The 15,984-nt window shown below is 58.1% G+C and carries 14 protein-coding genes; 10 read left to right on the top strand and 4 right to left on the bottom strand.

Annotation, left to right across the window (positions count from 1 at the left end; translation table 11 throughout):
* Positions 1 to 9: 9 nt before the first annotated feature.
* Complete coding sequence (gene phnP / locus ACWHWP_RS02045; RefSeq protein ID WP_063958070.1) at positions 10 to 768, top strand: phosphonate metabolism protein PhnP; 759 nt, start codon at positions 10 to 12, stop codon at positions 766 to 768.
* Between the two features lie 82 nt (positions 769 to 850).
* Here phnP and yjdP read toward each other — a convergent pair whose 3' ends face one another.
* Positions 851 to 1,177: a DDRRRQL repeat protein YjdP gene (gene yjdP / locus ACWHWP_RS02040; protein WP_047345567.1), complete on the bottom strand. Its 327-nt coding sequence runs from the start codon at positions 1,175 to 1,177 to the stop codon at positions 851 to 853.
* Positions 1,178 to 1,246: 69 nt separating this feature from the next.
* A complete protein-coding gene (locus ACWHWP_RS02035) occupies positions 1,247 to 3,526 on the bottom strand; it encodes an ATP-binding protein (protein WP_063958071.1) in 2,280 nt (759 codons plus the stop codon).
* Positions 3,527 to 3,707: 181 nt separating this feature from the next.
* Between ACWHWP_RS02035 and ACWHWP_RS02030 the strand changes: the two genes are divergently transcribed.
* Genes ACWHWP_RS02030 through ACWHWP_RS02005 form a run of 6 tightly spaced genes read left to right on the top strand, consistent with a single transcriptional unit; the run spans position 3,708 to position 9,805 of the window.
* Positions 3,708 to 5,222 carry a sugar ABC transporter ATP-binding protein gene (locus tag ACWHWP_RS02030; protein ID WP_447854966.1) on the top strand — a complete coding sequence of 505 codons (1,515 nt, stop codon included), beginning with the start codon at positions 3,708 to 3,710 and terminating at the stop codon, positions 5,220 to 5,222.
* Positions 5,223 to 5,224: 2 nt separating this feature from the next.
* Positions 5,225 to 6,220, top strand: coding sequence for an ABC transporter permease subunit (locus ACWHWP_RS02025; protein WP_063429883.1), 996 nt, complete (start codon positions 5,225 to 5,227; stop codon positions 6,218 to 6,220).
* A 32-nt stretch (positions 6,221 to 6,252) separates the two neighbouring features.
* On the top strand, positions 6,253 to 7,194 hold the full coding sequence (locus ACWHWP_RS02020) for an ABC transporter substrate-binding protein (protein ID WP_021242935.1): 942 nt from the start codon (positions 6,253 to 6,255) through the stop codon (positions 7,192 to 7,194).
* Between the two features lie 49 nt (positions 7,195 to 7,243).
* Positions 7,244 to 7,930: a D-lyxose/D-mannose isomerase gene (locus tag ACWHWP_RS02015; protein ID WP_447854965.1), complete on the top strand. Its 687-nt coding sequence runs from the start codon at positions 7,244 to 7,246 to the stop codon at positions 7,928 to 7,930.
* Positions 7,931 to 7,940: 10 nt separating this feature from the next.
* A complete protein-coding gene (locus ACWHWP_RS02010) occupies positions 7,941 to 8,801 on the top strand; it encodes a ketose 1,6-bisphosphate aldolase (protein WP_447854964.1) in 861 nt (286 codons plus the stop codon).
* Positions 8,801 to 9,805 carry a carbohydrate kinase family protein gene (locus ACWHWP_RS02005; protein WP_063429886.1) on the top strand — a complete coding sequence of 335 codons (1,005 nt, stop codon included), beginning with the start codon at positions 8,801 to 8,803 and terminating at the stop codon, positions 9,803 to 9,805. Before ACWHWP_RS02010 ends, ACWHWP_RS02005 begins: the two co-directional genes overlap by 1 nt.
* On the opposite strand, the gene ACWHWP_RS02000 is transcribed toward ACWHWP_RS02005, so the two are convergent.
* Positions 9,802 to 10,533 carry a response regulator gene (locus ACWHWP_RS02000; RefSeq protein WP_059312925.1) on the bottom strand — a complete coding sequence of 244 codons (732 nt, stop codon included), beginning with the start codon at positions 10,531 to 10,533 and terminating at the stop codon, positions 9,802 to 9,804. The genes ACWHWP_RS02005 and ACWHWP_RS02000 overlap by 4 nt on opposite strands.
* Positions 10,534 to 10,789: 256 nt before the next feature.
* On the opposite strand from ACWHWP_RS02000, the gene fdhF reads away from it, so the two are divergent.
* The 3 genes from fdhF (at position 10,790) to ACWHWP_RS01985 (ending at position 14,208) form a co-directional block, all read left to right on the top strand.
* Entirely contained in the window at positions 10,790 to 12,937 is a 2,148-nt protein-coding gene (gene fdhF / locus ACWHWP_RS01995; RefSeq protein WP_447854962.1) for a formate dehydrogenase subunit alpha, read from the top strand.
* Between the two features lie 322 nt (positions 12,938 to 13,259).
* Positions 13,260 to 13,412: a Hok/Gef family protein gene (locus tag ACWHWP_RS01990; protein ID WP_028015189.1), complete on the top strand. Its 153-nt coding sequence runs from the start codon at positions 13,260 to 13,262 to the stop codon at positions 13,410 to 13,412.
* Positions 13,413 to 13,533: 121 nt separating this feature from the next.
* On the top strand, positions 13,534 to 14,208 hold the full coding sequence (locus ACWHWP_RS01985) for a tetratricopeptide repeat protein (protein ID WP_447854961.1): 675 nt from the start codon (positions 13,534 to 13,536) through the stop codon (positions 14,206 to 14,208).
* An 81-nt stretch (positions 14,209 to 14,289) separates the two neighbouring features.
* Here ACWHWP_RS01985 and gltP read toward each other — a convergent pair whose 3' ends face one another.
* On the bottom strand, positions 14,290 to 15,603 hold the full coding sequence (gltP, locus tag ACWHWP_RS01980; RefSeq protein WP_024906735.1) for a glutamate/aspartate:proton symporter GltP: 1,314 nt from the start codon (positions 15,601 to 15,603) through the stop codon (positions 14,290 to 14,292).
* Between the last annotated feature and the right edge of the window lie 381 nt (positions 15,604 to 15,984).

The raw sequence follows: 15,984 nt of genomic DNA, 5'->3' as shown, positions 1-15,984 counted from the left end.
AGGTGCGTTATGAGTCTGACCATCACGCTGACAGGAACCGGTGGCGCCCAGCTGGTGCCGGTCTTTGGCTGCGACTGCGCAGCGTGTCGCCGGGCGCGCCTGCAGGATAACTATCGCCGTCGCCCGTGCAGCGCGGTGGTTAAATTCAACGATGCCGTCACCCTGCTGGATGCTGGCATCCCGCACCTGATGGACGACTGGCCCGCCGGCAGCTTTCAGCAGTTTTTGCTCACCCACTACCATATGGATCACGTTCAGGGGCTGTTTCCCCTGCGCTGGGGCGTGGGCGCGACCATTCCGGTTTACGGCCCGCCGGATGACGCGGGCTGTGACGACCTGTTTAAACATCCGGGGATCCTCGATTTCAGCCACACGGTCGAACCGTTTGTGATGTTTGAACTTCAGGGCCTGCGGGTCACGCCGCTGCCGCTCAACCATTCGAAACTGACCTTCGGCTATTTGCTGGAATCGGCCCACAGCCGCGTGGCCTGGCTTTCCGACACCGCCGGGCTGCAGGAAAAGACGGTGAAGTTTCTGCTCAACAACCAGCCGCAGACCATCATCATCGACTGCAGTCATGAACCGCGCGACGAGACGCCGCGAAACCATTGCGACTTAAATACCGTGATGGCGCTAAACGAGGTGATTGGCTGCCCGCAGGTGATCCTGACGCACATCAGCCATCAGTTTGACGCGTGGATGATGGATAATCCGCTGCCGGAGGGGATTGAGGCGGGGTATGACGGGATGGTGCTGGTACTCGACTGAGTTTTGCCGGGTGGCGGCTGCGCCTTACCCGGCCTACGGTCCAGGGTTTGGTAGGCCTGCGTAAGCGAAGCGCCACCAGGCTTTAGCCTCGATCGTAATCGTCTTCTAACCGCCGCTCATCCTCTTCCAGGCGACGTCTGTCATCGTCCAGCTGACGCTGACGCTCGTCCAGACGGCGGCGTCTGTCTTCAAGCTGCCGACGACGATCGTCGTACTGTCGGCTGTCGATTTGACGGCTGCGGTCATAACGATCGTCATCGTCATCGCTGCTGCGGCTGCTGCTGGGGTTATAGGCATCGTTGATCGCCTGCTGAATGTTGCCAATAGCATCATCAACAATATCGGCATGAGCCAGCTGGCTGGTGAGTGACAGCAGACCAAATAACAGAGCAGTTGAGTAACGTTTCATAAGGCCAGACTCGCAGGTGAACTGGCCTTACGATAATGAACGGCGGGGAACCGGGGTAGCGGAGGAATCTCAAATTACCATCACCTTCCGCAGCGCCTGCGCCAGCTGCACCCGCGTAAACGGCTTACGCAGTAACTGAACGTCCGGCAGCTGCGGGTTGTGCGTGGGGCGTAAATCCTGGCCGCTTATCAGCAGCACTGGCAGCTGCGGATAATGGCTGCGCACATGGTTAATCACCTCGGCCCCGCTCAGGCTTCCGGGCAACATCAGGTCGCTGATAAACATGCCAATATCCGGCGACGCCGCCAGCATGCTCAGCGCCTGCTCGCCGTTGTCTGCTTCCAGCGTCAGGTAGCCAAGCTGGTGCAGCTGCTCGCACAGGGTCTGCCGAACATCGGCTTCATCTTCCAGCACCAGTACCAGCCGCTCGTTATCGACGGAGGCGGCGGCAGACTGCGTTTCATCAGCTGCAGCGGCGGGCAGCGTCGAGCGCGGGAGGTGAAGCCGCACGGTCGTCCCCTGCCCCGGCGCGCTTTCGATCTCCACGCGGCCGCCGGACTGACGCACAAAACCGTAGACCATCGACAGGCCCAGCCCACTTCCGCTCCCGGTCTGTTTGGTGGTGAAGAACGGTTCAAAGACGCGGGATTTCACCTCCTGAGACATCCCGCTGCCGCGGTCAATGACCTCCAGCGCCACCATGTCCTGCCTGCGTCCGTCGCTGCGGGTGACGCGCTGGTTCCAGGTGCGGATTTTTATCACCCCGCTTTGTCCTTCCATCGCATCGCGGGCGTTCATCACCAGGTTGATGATGGCGTTTTCCAGCTGGCTGACGTCTATCCAGGCGGGCCACGCCGGGGATTGCGCTTCAATCTCCAGGTTCAGGGTGGCAGGCAAAGAGTGGCGCATCAGCTCCCGGAGGTTCTCCAGCAGCGGCAGCATGTCTACCGCATGCGGCGTCAGGGATTGCTTACGGGAAAACGCCAGCAGGCGCTGCGTCAGTAAGGCGCCACGCTCGGCGGCCTTCAGCGCCCGGGTGATGCGCGGCGCGTCTTTTGATTCAGGATCGGTAAGCTCAAGGCTGCCGATGATCACCGCCAACAGGTTATTAAAATCATGCGCCAGCCCGCCCGTCAGCTGTCCGACGGCCTTCATTTTCTGGCTGTGCAGGAGCGCCGCCTCCAGCCCCTGCCGCTCGATGCGGTCGATCTCCATCTGCGTGGTTTTCTCTTTTAGCAGACGCGTGGTGTGCTCAAGCGAGGCGGTATTGCGGGCAAACACGTTAAACGCGCGAGCCAGCTCGCCCAGCTCATCGCGCCGCTGCAGGGCGGGGACGGAGACATCCTGTTCACCGTGAGCAAGACGCGACATCGCCCGGGAAATCGCCGTCAGGTTGGAGGCCAGATTGCGGTAGATATACCAGCAGGCGCACCCGGTGATGATCAGCGCCAGCGCGGCGAAGATGGTGATAAACACGCTGATGGATTGCAGTTCGTGATGGCTCTGGGCCGTGCGAAGCCGGGAGGCCTGCGCCACCTGCTCAACATACTGATTGATATCGCCGTTGAGGATCGCCACCAGCGCCTTGATGTGGAACATATACCAGCTTATCGCCAGATCGCTCTCTTCCAGCTGCTTCGACAGCGGGGCGAGCTTGCCTAACTCGGCATTAAAATCAGGCAAAACCCCCTTCACGACCGGCTGTACGGCACTCCGGGGCAGCGCTGCGGTCACCGCGTCCAGCTGCTGAACGGTCGCGCGCGGCGAAGGGGTGTCGATGGCGGCAGCGATCAGCCGGTCCATTTCCATCAGTTGCTGCGCGTCCGGAACATTGCTGTCATAGCGGCGGTTAATATCCTGCAGATGCCGCAGGTAGCTCTGGCTTTGGTACAGCGAGCTTAGCAGCGCGTTACGCTCCAGATGGCGTCGCTGCCCGCGCTCAAGCATCTCCGTCACGCTCTGCTGCAGCTCATGGCTACGCTGAATAATCCGCGCCACCAGCGCCGGCTCCTGCTGCGCCAGCGGCGCATCGGCAAGCTGCTCCAGAGAGTGGCGCAGCGCCATTTGCGTCTGCTTCAACCTCTCGGCTTCGCCTTTGTACTCCAGCGCCCCGACGACCTGCGAGAGCCGCACCGCCGCCGTCGCCACGCTGGCGGTATCGCGGGCCAGGTTCATGCTGCCGGTCATGTCATCCAGCGTTTGCTGCTGCACCTGCTCCTGGATTTGGCTGGCATGACGAAAGCCGAGCACCGCTACGCCGCTCACCATCAGCGTAACGGCAACCACCAGCAGATTGAAAATCAGCAGGCGGCCTCGTGCGCTGGCGAAGAACGGAGGGCGTGATGGCATGGGTTCGGGCTCCTCTGCGGTTTGGTGCCCTCACCCTGGCCCTCTCCCACAGGGAGAGGGAAAAGAGAAATGTGACGGCGATTAGCTATTCATAACTATGACAAATATGAACAGCTTCTGACATTTTGCATTTACGTACCTGTGATGAAGTGCAGATATCAACATTCACAGGAGATCCGCCATGAGCAGAACCCCCGTATTAGAGATGCGCAGCATTGCCAAAACGTTTGGCAGTTTCCACGCGCTCAAGGGCGTGGATTTGACGGTCTTTCCCGGTGAGATCCACGCGCTGATGGGTGAAAACGGCGCGGGAAAAAGCACGCTGATGAAAATCCTCGCGGGGGCCTATACCGCCACCAGCGGCGAAATCCTGATCGACGGTCAGCCGTTTCACATTAAAGGGCCGAAAGATGCGCTGGCCGCAGGCATTACCCTGATTTATCAGGAGATGCAGCTCGCGCCCAACCTGACCGTTGCCGAAAATATCTTTCTCGGCAGCGAGCTGTCGCGCGGCGGGATGGTCCAGCGTAAAGAGATGGCCGCGCAGGCGCAGGCGGTGATTGACCGTCTCGGTGCCCAGTTCAGCGCCACCGATCTGGTCATGAAGCTAACCATCGCCGAGCAGCAGCAAGTTGAAATTGCCCGCGCGCTGCACCGCAACAGCCGCATTCTGGTGATGGATGAACCCACCGCCGCCCTCTCCTCACGGGAAACGCACCGCCTGTTCGAACTGATTTTGCGCCTGCGCGACGAAGGGATGGCGATTATCTACATCAGCCACCGCATGGCAGAAGTGTATGAACTCTCTGACCGCGTCAGCGTCCTGCGCGACGGGCAGTACGTCGGCAGCCTGACGCGCGACAAGCTGAACGCCTCCGAGCTGGTGCGCATGATGGTTGGTCGTCCGTTAAGCGATCTGTTTAACAAAGAGCGTGATATCCCCCTCGGCAGCCCGCGCCTCAACGTGCACCACCTCACTGACGGCAAAAAAGTGCTTCCCTGCAGCCTACAGGTGCGTTCCGGCGAAATCGTCGGGCTGGCGGGCCTGGTCGGGGCCGGGCGCTCCGAACTGGCGCAGCTCATCTTCGGCGTGCGCAAAGCCACAGGCGGCATGATTGAGGTCGACGGCGAGCCGGTGGTGATCCACTCCCCGCGCGCGGCCATTGATAACGGCATCGGTTTTCTCACCGAAAACCGCAAGGAGCAGGGGCTGTTTCTGGAGCTGGCGGCCCAGGAAAACATCACCATGGCGACGCTGGAGCGCGACGCCACCTTCGGCATGCTAAACCGCAAAAAAGCCCAGTCCATTTCCGATGACGCCATTGCCCTGCTCAACATCCGCGTGCCGCATTCTCAGGTGCGCGCGGGCGGGCTGTCAGGCGGCAATCAGCAAAAACTGCTTATCTCCCGCTGGGTGGCCATCGGCCCGCGCATTCTGATTCTGGACGAACCGACGCGCGGCGTGGACGTCGGCGCGAAAAGCGAGATCTACCGCATCATGAACCAGATGGCGCGCAAAGGGGTGGCGATTTTGATGATCTCCAGCGAGCTGCCGGAAGTGGTGGGGATGAGCGACCGGGTCTACGTGATGCGGGAAGGCAGCATTGCGGGTGAACTGCACGGGCGCGACATCTCTCAGGAAAACATCATGACGCTGGCAACCGGCGTGAACGACACTCATCATCAGGCGGTGTAACCATGACACATTCAACCAGTCCGCAGCAGGTGGCGAAATCCGCCTCCGCAAAAAAAATGCTGATGAGCGATCTGATGCAAACGGTCGGTATCCTGCCGATTCTGATCCTGATTGTGGCGGTATTTGGCTTTATCGCGCCCAACTTCTTCACCGAGAGCAACCTGCTCAACATTACCCGCCAGGCGTCGATCAACATCGTGCTGGCGGCGGGAATGACCTTCATTATCTTAACCGGCGGGATTGACCTCTCCGTGGGCTCGATTCTGGGCACCACGGCGGTAGCCGCAATGGTGGTATCGCTGATCCCGGAATTCGCCATGCTCTCCATTCCCGCCGCGCTGATGCTCGGCATGGTGCTGGGCCTGTTCAACGGCGCGCTGGTGGCCTTTGCCGGGCTGCCGCCCTTTATCGTGACGCTCGGCACCTATACGGCGCTGCGCGGCGCGGCGTATCTGCTGGCCGACGGCACGACGGTCATTAACTCCAACATCAACTTTGAGTGGATCGGCAATAACTACCTCGGCCCGATTCCGTGGCTGGTGGTGATCGCCCTGGCGGTCATTGCTATCTGCTGGTTCATCCTGCGCCGCACCACGCTTGGCGTTCACATTTACGCGGTGGGCGGCAACATGCAGGCGGCGCGCTTAACCGGCATCAAGGTCTGGCTGGTGCTGCTGTTTGTCTACGGCATGAGCGGCCTGCTCTCGGGCCTCGGCGGCGTTATGAGCGCCTCGCGCCTCTACAGCGCCAACGGTAACCTTGGCATGGGCTATGAGCTTGACGCGATTGCGGCGGTGATCCTCGGCGGGACCAGCTTCGTTGGCGGGATCGGCACGATCACCGGCACGCTGGTCGGCGCCCTGATCATCGCTACCCTCAACAACGGCATGACGCTGATGGGCGTCTCCTACTTCTGGCAACTGGTGATCAAAGGGGCGGTGATCATCATTGCGGTGCTGATCGACAAATACCGTACCCGACACCATCAAAGTGCATAACAACAAAACCCTACAGCTTCGAGGAAACCAATATGCGTTTGAAACCCTTAGTGACCGCGCTCTGTGCTGGCGCGCTGCTTGCCGCAACGCCGTTTGCGCAGGCGAAAGATCTGAAATCCATCGGCGTGACGGTGGGTGACCTGGCTAACCCGTTCTTCGTGCAGATCACCAAAGGCGCCGAGCTGGAAGCGCGCAAGCTGGCTGGCGATAACGTCAAAGTGACGCTGGTCTCCAGCGGGTACGATCTGGGCCAGCAGGTGGCGCAGATCGACAACTTTATTGCCGCTAAAGTAGATATGATCATCCTCAACGCCGCGGATTCCAAAGGGATTGGCCCGGCGGTGAAGCGCGCGAAGGACGCCGGGATCGTGGTCGTTGCGGTTGACGTGGCGGCGGAAGGGGCTGATGCCACCATCACCTCCGATAACACCCAGGCAGGCGAAATGGCCTGTAAGTACATTACCGACCGCCTGAAAGGCAAAGGCAACGTGGTGATCATTAACGGACCGCCGGTCTCTGCGGTGCAGAACCGCGTGGAAGGTTGCCAGACTGAATTCAAAAAACATCCGGATATCAAGGTGCTCTCGGATAACCAGAACGCCAAGGGCAGCCGTGAAGGTGGCCTGGAAGTGATGACCTCCCTGCTGGCGGCGAATCCGAAGATCGACGGCGTATTCGCAATTAACGATCCGACCGCGATCGGTGCCGATCTGGCGGCGAAACAGGCGCAGCGCAACGAGTTCTTTATCGTCGGCGTGGATGGATCGCCGGACGGTGAGGAAGCCCTGAAGCGCGAAAACTCCCTGTTTGTGGCGACCCCGGCGCAAGATCCGCAGGTGATGGCGGCAAAAGCGGTGGAGATCGGCTATGACATATTACAGGGCAAACCGGCACCGAAAGCGCCTGTGCTGATCCCGGTGACGATGATCGATAAAAAGAACGTCGGCACGTATAAGGGTTGGACGGTTAAATGATCCTTTTCCCTCTCCCTCAGGGAGAGGGAACTGTTTTCAAGGAGTCCCCATGAAACGCTCCGACATCAATGAAATTCTCGGCCACACGCGACAGTTTTTTTCCATGCACGACGTGCATCTCCCGCCTTTTGCCAGCTTTCCGCCAACGAAATGGCAGCAGCTTGACCAGGCCGCATGGCAGGAGGTGTTTGACCTCAAGCTCGGCTGGGACGTGACGGCGTTCGGCGGCAGCAGCTTTGCCGCCGAGGGGCTGACGCTGTTTACCCTGCGCAACGGCTCGCCGAACGGCATGCCGTATGAAAAAGGCTATGCCGAAAAAATCATGCACGTGCGGGACGGCCAGGTCACGCCGATGCATTTTCACTGGCGTAAACGGGAGGACATCATCAACCGGGGCGGCGGGAATCTGATTGTTGAATTGTGGAATGCCGGTGCGCATGAAGAGACGGAAAACACAGACGTGACGGTCACCGTCGACGGCTGCCGTCAAACCCACGCGCCCGGCAGCCAGCTGCGCCTGCTGCCCGGGGAAAGCATCTGCCTCCCCCCAGGTCTATACCACAGCTTCTGGGGCGAACGCGGCTTCGGCGACGTGCTGGTCGGGGAAGTGTCGTCGGTCAATGATGATGAACATGACAACCACTTTTTGCAGCCCGTCGCCCGCTATAACAACATCGAAGAAGACGAGCCGGCGCTGCTGGTGCTGTGCAACGAGTACAACCTGTTTCGGATATAAGGGGTGAATAATGCCGCTGATTTCGCTTGCCGACGGTCTTGAGCACGCCAGGACGCATCGCTATGCGCTGGGCGCGTTTAACGTGCTCGACTCCCATTTCCTGCGCGCGCTGTTCGCCGCTGCAAAGCAGGAACGCTCGCCTTTTATCATCAACATCGCCGAGGTGCACTTTAAGTACGTGTCGCTGGATTCGCTCATCGAAGCGGTTAAGTTCGAGGCCGCTCGCCACGATATTCCCGTGGTGCTCAACCTCGACCACGGGCTGCATTTTGAAGCCTTGGTACGCGCCCTGCGCTTAGGGTTCAGCTCCGTGATGTTCGATGGCTCAACCCTGAGTTACGAGGAGAACATTCGCCAGACGCGGGAAGTGGTGAAGATGTGCCACGCCGTTGGCGTGTCGGTAGAAGCCGAGCTTGGCGCAGTCGGTGGCGATGAAGGCGGTGCGCTTTACGGGCATGCGGATGAAGCCTTCTTCACCGACCCGCAGCGGGCACGCGAATTTGTCGATTCAACCGGCATTGACGCGCTGGCGGTTGCCATCGGCAACGCGCACGGTAAATACAGGGGCGAGCCGAAACTCGATTTCCCGCGCCTGGACGCCATTCGCCAGCAGACGGGGCTGCCGCTGGTGCTGCACGGCGGCTCCGGCATTAGCGATGCCGATTTTCGCCGCGCAATTGAGCTGGGCATTCATAAAATCAATTTTTATACCGGGATGTCGCAGGCCGCGCTTGCCGCCGTCGAGCAGCGCATGGCAAACCGCCAGCCGCTCTATGACGAGTTTGCCGAGCTGCTGCTGGGGATAGAAGAGGCGATTACCGACACGGTCGCTGAACAGATGCGCATCTTCGGCAGCGCGGGGCAGGCATAATGGATCGTAAGGGCATCATCGCCGCAGGCAATATGCTGGTGGATCACGTTCATCAGATCGTGCAGTGGCCGGAGCGAGGCTGGCTGGCGGAAATCACCCACAGCGAACGCTCAACCGGCGGCGCGCCGCTCAACGTCCTGCTGACGCTGGCGAAGATGCACGTCGGCCTGCCGCTGCAGGCGGTGGGGCTGATTGGCGAAGACGGCGACGGAGATTACATCCTGGCGATGCTCGACCAGTACCACGTCAACCGCCAGCGCGTGCAGCGCACCACCTTTGCGCCGACCTCGATGTCGCAGGTCATGACCGACCCCAGCGGGCAACGTACCTTCTTCCACTCCCCGGGGGCCAACCGCCTGCTGGATCTGCCTGCTTTTGACCGTCTCGACGGGTCGATGAAAATTTTCCATCTCGGCTACCTTTTGCTTCTCGACAGCCTGGACATGCCCGATGACGAATTTGGCACCCGCAGCGCGCGGCTGCTGGCGCAGATGCGCGAGCAAGGGTATGAAACCTCGCTCGATCTGGTTTCCCGCAAGGGCGACCCGCGCTATCAGCCGCTGGTGCTCCCTGCCCTGCGCCATCTCGACTATCTGGTGATTAACGAGCTGGAAGCCGGCGAATTTAGCGGCCTGACAATGCGTGACGAAAGCGACGCTCCACACATTGCCCATATCGCAGAAGCCGCGGCGCAGCTGCTGGCTGCCGGCGTTCGCCAGCGGGTGGTGATCCACTGTCCGGAAGGGGCATGGGGAGAAGCACGCGGTGAAGAAGGTCGCTGGATCCCGTCATGGATGCTGGAGCAGGAAGAGATTATCGGCAGCGTCGGCGCGGGTGATGCTTTCTGTGCAGGTTTTTTATATGGCTGCCATGAATCGCTGCCGCTTGTGGAGAGTATTTATCTGGCACACGCCTGCGCGCGGGCTAGCCTGCTGGCCGCCAATGCGATCGACGGCGCGAAAACGCTGGCCGAGCTGCAGCTGTTTATCAAAGAGAATACTTAGGCCGCTTTCTCGCTATGAGATACATCGGTGGCAAACACGTAACCCAGCCCACGAATGGTTTTGATGAGGGCTGGCTGGTGCGGGTTAGCCTCGATCTTCCGGCGCAGGCGCATGATCAACACGTCGATAGTGCGATCGAACACCTCGGCGCTTTCGCTGTGGGTCAGCTCAAGCAGCCGATCGCGGCTCAGCACCCGGCGGGCATTTTGCGTGAGCGCCAGCAGCAAGCCGTACTCGCCCTGGGTTAAGGGCACGGTATTCCGTTGCGGATCGCTCAGCTCGCAGCGGGTAGTGTCGAGCGTCCATCCATTAAAGACAATGCCCGCGACGGGCGCCGCGGAGGTTTCTGCGGCCAGCACGCCGGTACGGCGCAGTACCGCTTTCACGCGGGCAACCACCACGCGCGGGTTGAACGGTTTGCCAATATAATCGTCGGCCCCCATCTCCAGCCCTACCACCACGTCTGACTCACTGCCCAGCCCGGTTAGCATCACAACCGGTAGCGCCGGACGCTGCTTTTGCAGCTGCAGCAGAACCTGCAGGCCGTTGATATCCGGCAGCATCATATCCAGCAGGACAAGCGCGATATCTGGCTCCTGCTGTACCCGGCGCAGCGCATCCTGGCCGTTATGGCAGACAAGCACGCTAAAGACGTGCTCGCTCAGCACGTCCTGAAGCAGTTCGCAGACTGCCGTATCGTCATCTACCACCAGAATCGCCGGTTTCATCATATGCTTCCGTCAGGGGATTATGTTAAGTCTGAACCATTCTGCCGTCGGCTCCAGTCAAATAGGTTTTTCAGTGACGGAAATTCAACCCATGTCACATCCGCTGCCCTGTCGACACGTCAATTTTGACGATTCGCTGCTTTTGGTCAGCGTTTTCACCGCAAATGGGCCGTAAAGTCTACGTATACCCACAATAAAAACATGGCATAGAAGCTGCATAGTGGGTGCGAACGATTCGATTAACTGGAGCAGACTGATGAAAAAAGTCGTCACGGTTTGCCCTTATTGTGCCTCAGGTTGCAAGATCCACCTGGTGGTCGATAACGGCAAAATCGTCCGGGCGGAGGCCGCACAGGGGAAAACCAACCAGGGTACGCTATGCCTGAAAGGCTACTACGGCTGGGATTTTATTAACGATACCCAAATCCTCACCCCGCGCCTGAAAACCCCAATGATCCGCCGCGAGCGCGGCGGCAAGCTGGAAGCCGTCAGCTGGAACGAGGCGCTCGATTACGTCGCCACGCGCCTTAGCGCCATCAAGGCCAAGTATGGCCCGGATGCGATTCAGACCACCGGCTCTTCACGCGGGACGGGGAATGAAACTAACTATGTGATGCAAAAATTCGCGCGCGCCGTTATTGGTACCAATAACGTCGACTGCTGCGCTCGCGTCTGACACGGCCCATCGGTTGCAGGTCTGCACCAGTCGGTCGGTAACGGCGCAATGAGTAATGCCATCAACGAGATAGATAATACCGATCTCGTGTTTATTTTCGGCTATAACCCGGCGGATTCTCACCCTATCGTCGCGAACCACGTTATTCGCGCGAAGCAGAACGGGGCGAAAATCATCGTCTGCGATCCGCGCAAAATTGAAACCGCGCGCATTGCGGATATGCACATTGCATTGAAAAACGGCTCGAACATCGCGCTGTTGAACGCAATGGGACACGTCATTATTGAGGAGAACCTGTACGACCAGGCGTTCGTCGCCACCCGTACGGAAGGCTTTGAAGAGTATCGGAAAATTGTCGAAGGCTATACGCCAGAGTCGGTTGAAACGATAACCGGCGTCAGCGCGCAGGAGATCCGTCAGGCGGCGCGGATGTATGCGGCCGCGAAAACCGCCGCCATCCTGTGGGGCATGGGCGTGACTCAGTTCTATCAGGGCGTGGAAACGGTACGTTCTCTGACGAGTCTCGCGATGCTGACCGGCAATCTGGGTAAAGCGCACGTCGGCGTGAACCCGGTACGCGGTCAGAATAACGTTCAGGGTGCCTGCGATATGGGCGCGCTGCCGGATACCTATCCGGGCTATCAGTACGTCAAGTTCCCGGAAAATCGCGAGAAATTCGCGAAGGCCTGGGGCGTGGAAAGTCTGCCTGAGCACACCGGGTACCGCATCAGCGAGCTGCCGCACCGCGCGGCGCACGGCGAAGTGCGTGCGGCCTACATCATGGGTGAAGATCCGCTCCAGACCGACGCCGAGCTGTCTGCGGTGCGCAAAGGGTTTGAGGATCTGGAGCTGGTGATTGTCCAGGATATCTTTATGACCAAAACCGCGGCGGCGGCGGATGTGATTTTACCGTCGACCTCCTGGGGCGAGCACGAAGGTGTCTACACGGCGGCAGACCGCGGCTTCCAGCGATTCTTTAAGGCGGTCGAACCGAAGTGGGATCTGAAAACGGACTGGCAGATCATTAGCGAAATCGCCACCCGTATGGGTTACCCGATGCACTACAACAACACCCAGGAAATCTGGGACGAGTTGCGTCACCTGTGTCCGGATTTTTATGGGGCAACCTATGAAAAAATGGGTGAGCTGGGGTACATCCAGTGGCCATGTCGGGATGAGGCAGAGACCGACCAGGGAACGTCGTATCTCTTTAAAGAGAAATTCGACACCCCGAACGGGCTGGCGCAGTTCTTCACCTGCGACTGGGTCGCACCGATCGATAAACTCACCGATGAGTATCCAATGGTGCTCTCCACCGTACGCGAGGTGGGCCACTACTCCTGCCGCTCGATGACCGGCAACTGCGCCGCGCTGGCGGCGCTGGCGGATGAGCCCGGCTATGCGCAAATCAACACCGCCGACGCGGAACGCCTTGGTATTGAGGACGAAGCGCTGGTGTGGGTGAACTCGCGTAAGGGCCGCATCATCACCCGTGCGCAGGTCAGCGACCGACCCAACAAAGGGGCGGTCTACATGACCTACCAGTGGTGGATTGGTGCCTGCAACGAGCTGGTGACGGAGAACTTAAGCCCGATAACCAAAACGCCGGAGTATAAATACTGCGCCGTACGCGTGGAGCCGATTGCGGATCAGCACGCGGCGGAACAGTACGTGATCGACGAATATAACAAGCTGAAAGCCCGACTGCGCGAAAGCGCAATGGGTTGAAGCCGTTAATTAAACGATGAATAAAGGGAGTGAAATATTCACTCCCTTTTTATTTCCGCTTAATTCATTAAATATATCAATTATTATTCTGGAAAGCGGCTCGCAGAAATAATGTAATTTTCACGAAAAAGAATTACATCTTTGCATTTTGATTCAGAGAGATAAGATGTGCGGCGGGTGCTTAAGACTTTCTGTCTTGAGCATTATTGAGGGACAGAAAGTAGGAAGCCCCGGGAAATTTTCATTTACCCGAGGCTACTCCCTCAACTACCAACAGGTTGAGAGTAGCCTCTTATTCTTTTTTTGACAAGGAGTAAAAGGCATGACGCCATTAAAAACTGCGTTAGGCATCGTCTTTATTATTTGCCTGACGATAGTGATCTTTACCTTTATTACTCGCGGCAGGCTATGCGAGTTTTCAATAAAGAGTGAACATCAGGAGGTGGCGGCAAAATTAGCCTGCGTAGCAGGCTAACCTCTGCGGGCGGAACGACAGTTCCGCCCGGCTTGTAGGATGCTGAGGTCTTAATGCACCCGTTTTTTTCTTTTGCTACCGCGATTATACTGCGCGGCGTGTACCCAGATGATAAGAATCCATGAAACCCATTTTTCTGTTGTTGTTATTTTTAACCTCGTTCGCTCGCGCGGATGAGATAGGCAGCCAGTACCAGAAACAGGCAGAAGCCGGCGATGCCCGTGCCCAGTATTATCTTGCCGATACGTACTTCAGCTCTGGCGACAGCAAGCAGGCGGCCCTGTGGGCTGAAAAAGCGGCAAAAGGTGGTGATGTCGACGCCATGGGGCTGCTCTCACAAATTCTCTTTACGCAGGGCGACTATCCCCAGGCTAAAGCGCTGGCGCAGCAGGCGACCATCGCGGGCAGCAAACGCGGCACCATTATGCTGGCGCGCATTCTGGTGAACACGCAGGCGGGTAAAACCGACTATCCCCAGGCCATTAAGCTGCTGCAAGCGGCCACCGAAGATATCGACAACGACTCCGCGGTTGATGCACAAATGCTGCTGGGCCTGATTTATGCCAACGGTGTAGAAGTGGCCCAGGACGACGCCCTGGCGGCATCGTGGTTTAAGCGCAGTTCGTCTCTGTCACGCACCGGCTACGCGGAATACTGGGCAGGTATGCTGTTCCAGCAGGGTGAGAAAGGGTTTATCACGCCCAATAAACAGAAAGCGCTGTACTGGTTGAACCTGAGCTGTACCGAAGGGTTTGATACGGGGTGTGAAGAGTTTGATGCCTTGAGCGGCGAGTAACATGTCGGGTGGCGGCTTCGCCTTACCCGACCTACAAGACCCGTAGGCCCGGTAAGCGCAGCGCCACCGGGCTTTATTACATTACTGGTCGGCCGTCTTATCAAAACGACCCAGCACCTCGCGTTCATACGCCAGCGCTTTTTTACGATCGAATTTGTGTTCCCACTTGGCGATAACCAGCACCGCCAGGGCATTACCCACCACGTTCAGCGCGGTACGCGCCATGTCGAGGATACGGTCCACGCCGGCGATAAACGCCAGACCTTCCAGCGGAATACCAACGCTACCCAGCGTCGCCAGCAGCACCACGAACGAGACGCCCGGCACGCCTGCGATACCTTTGGACGTCACCATCAGGGTCAGCACCAGCACGATCTCCTGCCACAGCGACAGGTCAATGCCGTACAGCTGTGCAATAAAGATAGCGGCGATACTCTGGTACAGCGTCGAACCATCGAGGTTAAAGGAGTAGCCGGTGGGCACCACGAAGCTGGTAATAGAAGCAGGCGCGCCGTAGGCCTCCATCTTCTCAATAATGCGCGGCAGCACGCTCTCGGAGCTTGCCGTGGAGTAGGCCAGAATCAGCTCGTCCTTGAGGATACGGATCAGGATCCAGATACTCAGCCCGCACAGGCGCGCCACAATACCCAGCACCACCAGCGCAAAGAACAGGATGGCGAAGTGTACCAGGATCACCAGCTTCGCCAGTGGCCACAGGGAGGCAAAACCGAAGTTGGCCACGGTGACGGCGATAAGCGCAAACACCCCTACCGGCGCGTAACGCATCACCATGTGGGTCACTTTAAACATGGTTTCGGAGATAGAGCGGAACACGGTCACCAGCGGTTCGCGGTGCGTCGCAGGCAGCGAAGAGAGTCCCAGACCGAACAGCACCGAGAAGAAGATGATAGGTAACATCTCGCCCTTCGCCATCGAGGCCACAATGTTGGTCGGTACCAGCGACAGGATCGTGCCCATCAGGCCGTGCGCATGGCTCTGCACATCAGCGGTCGTACTTTGGTATTTCGAAATATCCACCGTTGCCAGCTGCGACATATCAATCCCGGAACCCGGCTGGAACACGTTCGCCAGCGTGATACCGAGGATGATGGCAACCGTAGTGATCACTTCGAAATAGATAATGGTTTTCGCACCAATACGTCCTAACTGCTTCGCATCGCCGACGCCCGCAATACCGACCACCAGCGTCGAGATCACGATCGGCACCACGATCATCTTGATCAGATGAATAAAGATATCCCCTGCCGGTGAGAGCAGATTCGCAATCAGCCATTCGCGGCTGTCGCTGTGATAGTGGAGGTAACTGCCCAGCAAGATGCCCAGCACAAGGGCGATTAAGATCTGCCAGGCAAGGCTGACTTTAACGTTTTTCATAGAAACTGACTTCCTCAATGAAGCGCCTTATTCACTCAAACTGCATGAATATGGGGACATACTGAAAGGGTATGAATTGTGTTGCGTTGGTTTATGGGATTTTTTAACGCGGCGTATGAGTATCATTTGCGCGGCCTGTTGCGCAAGCCTTAAAGAACGACGCATTTCACTCGAAAAAGCGGGGATGACGGGAGTTTGTCCTAATTCTAATAAATAACCTTTTGTTATAAAAAAGCTTTTTTAAACATAAATGTGAATAATCGTTAGCGTAAATTATTTCCCTTCAAAGTTTCATTCGCTCATTTTTCAGCCTATTCAAACAATGCGTGATCTGTAGCCCAAATAATAAACAAAGCTTGTAAAGCCCCTACAATTAACGTT

This window comes from Enterobacter sp. WI-ESBL-E8 (assembly GCF_053364895.1).
The sequence above is the reverse complement of the archived record's forward strand: the minus strand, read 5'-3'. Positions and strand labels throughout refer to the sequence as shown.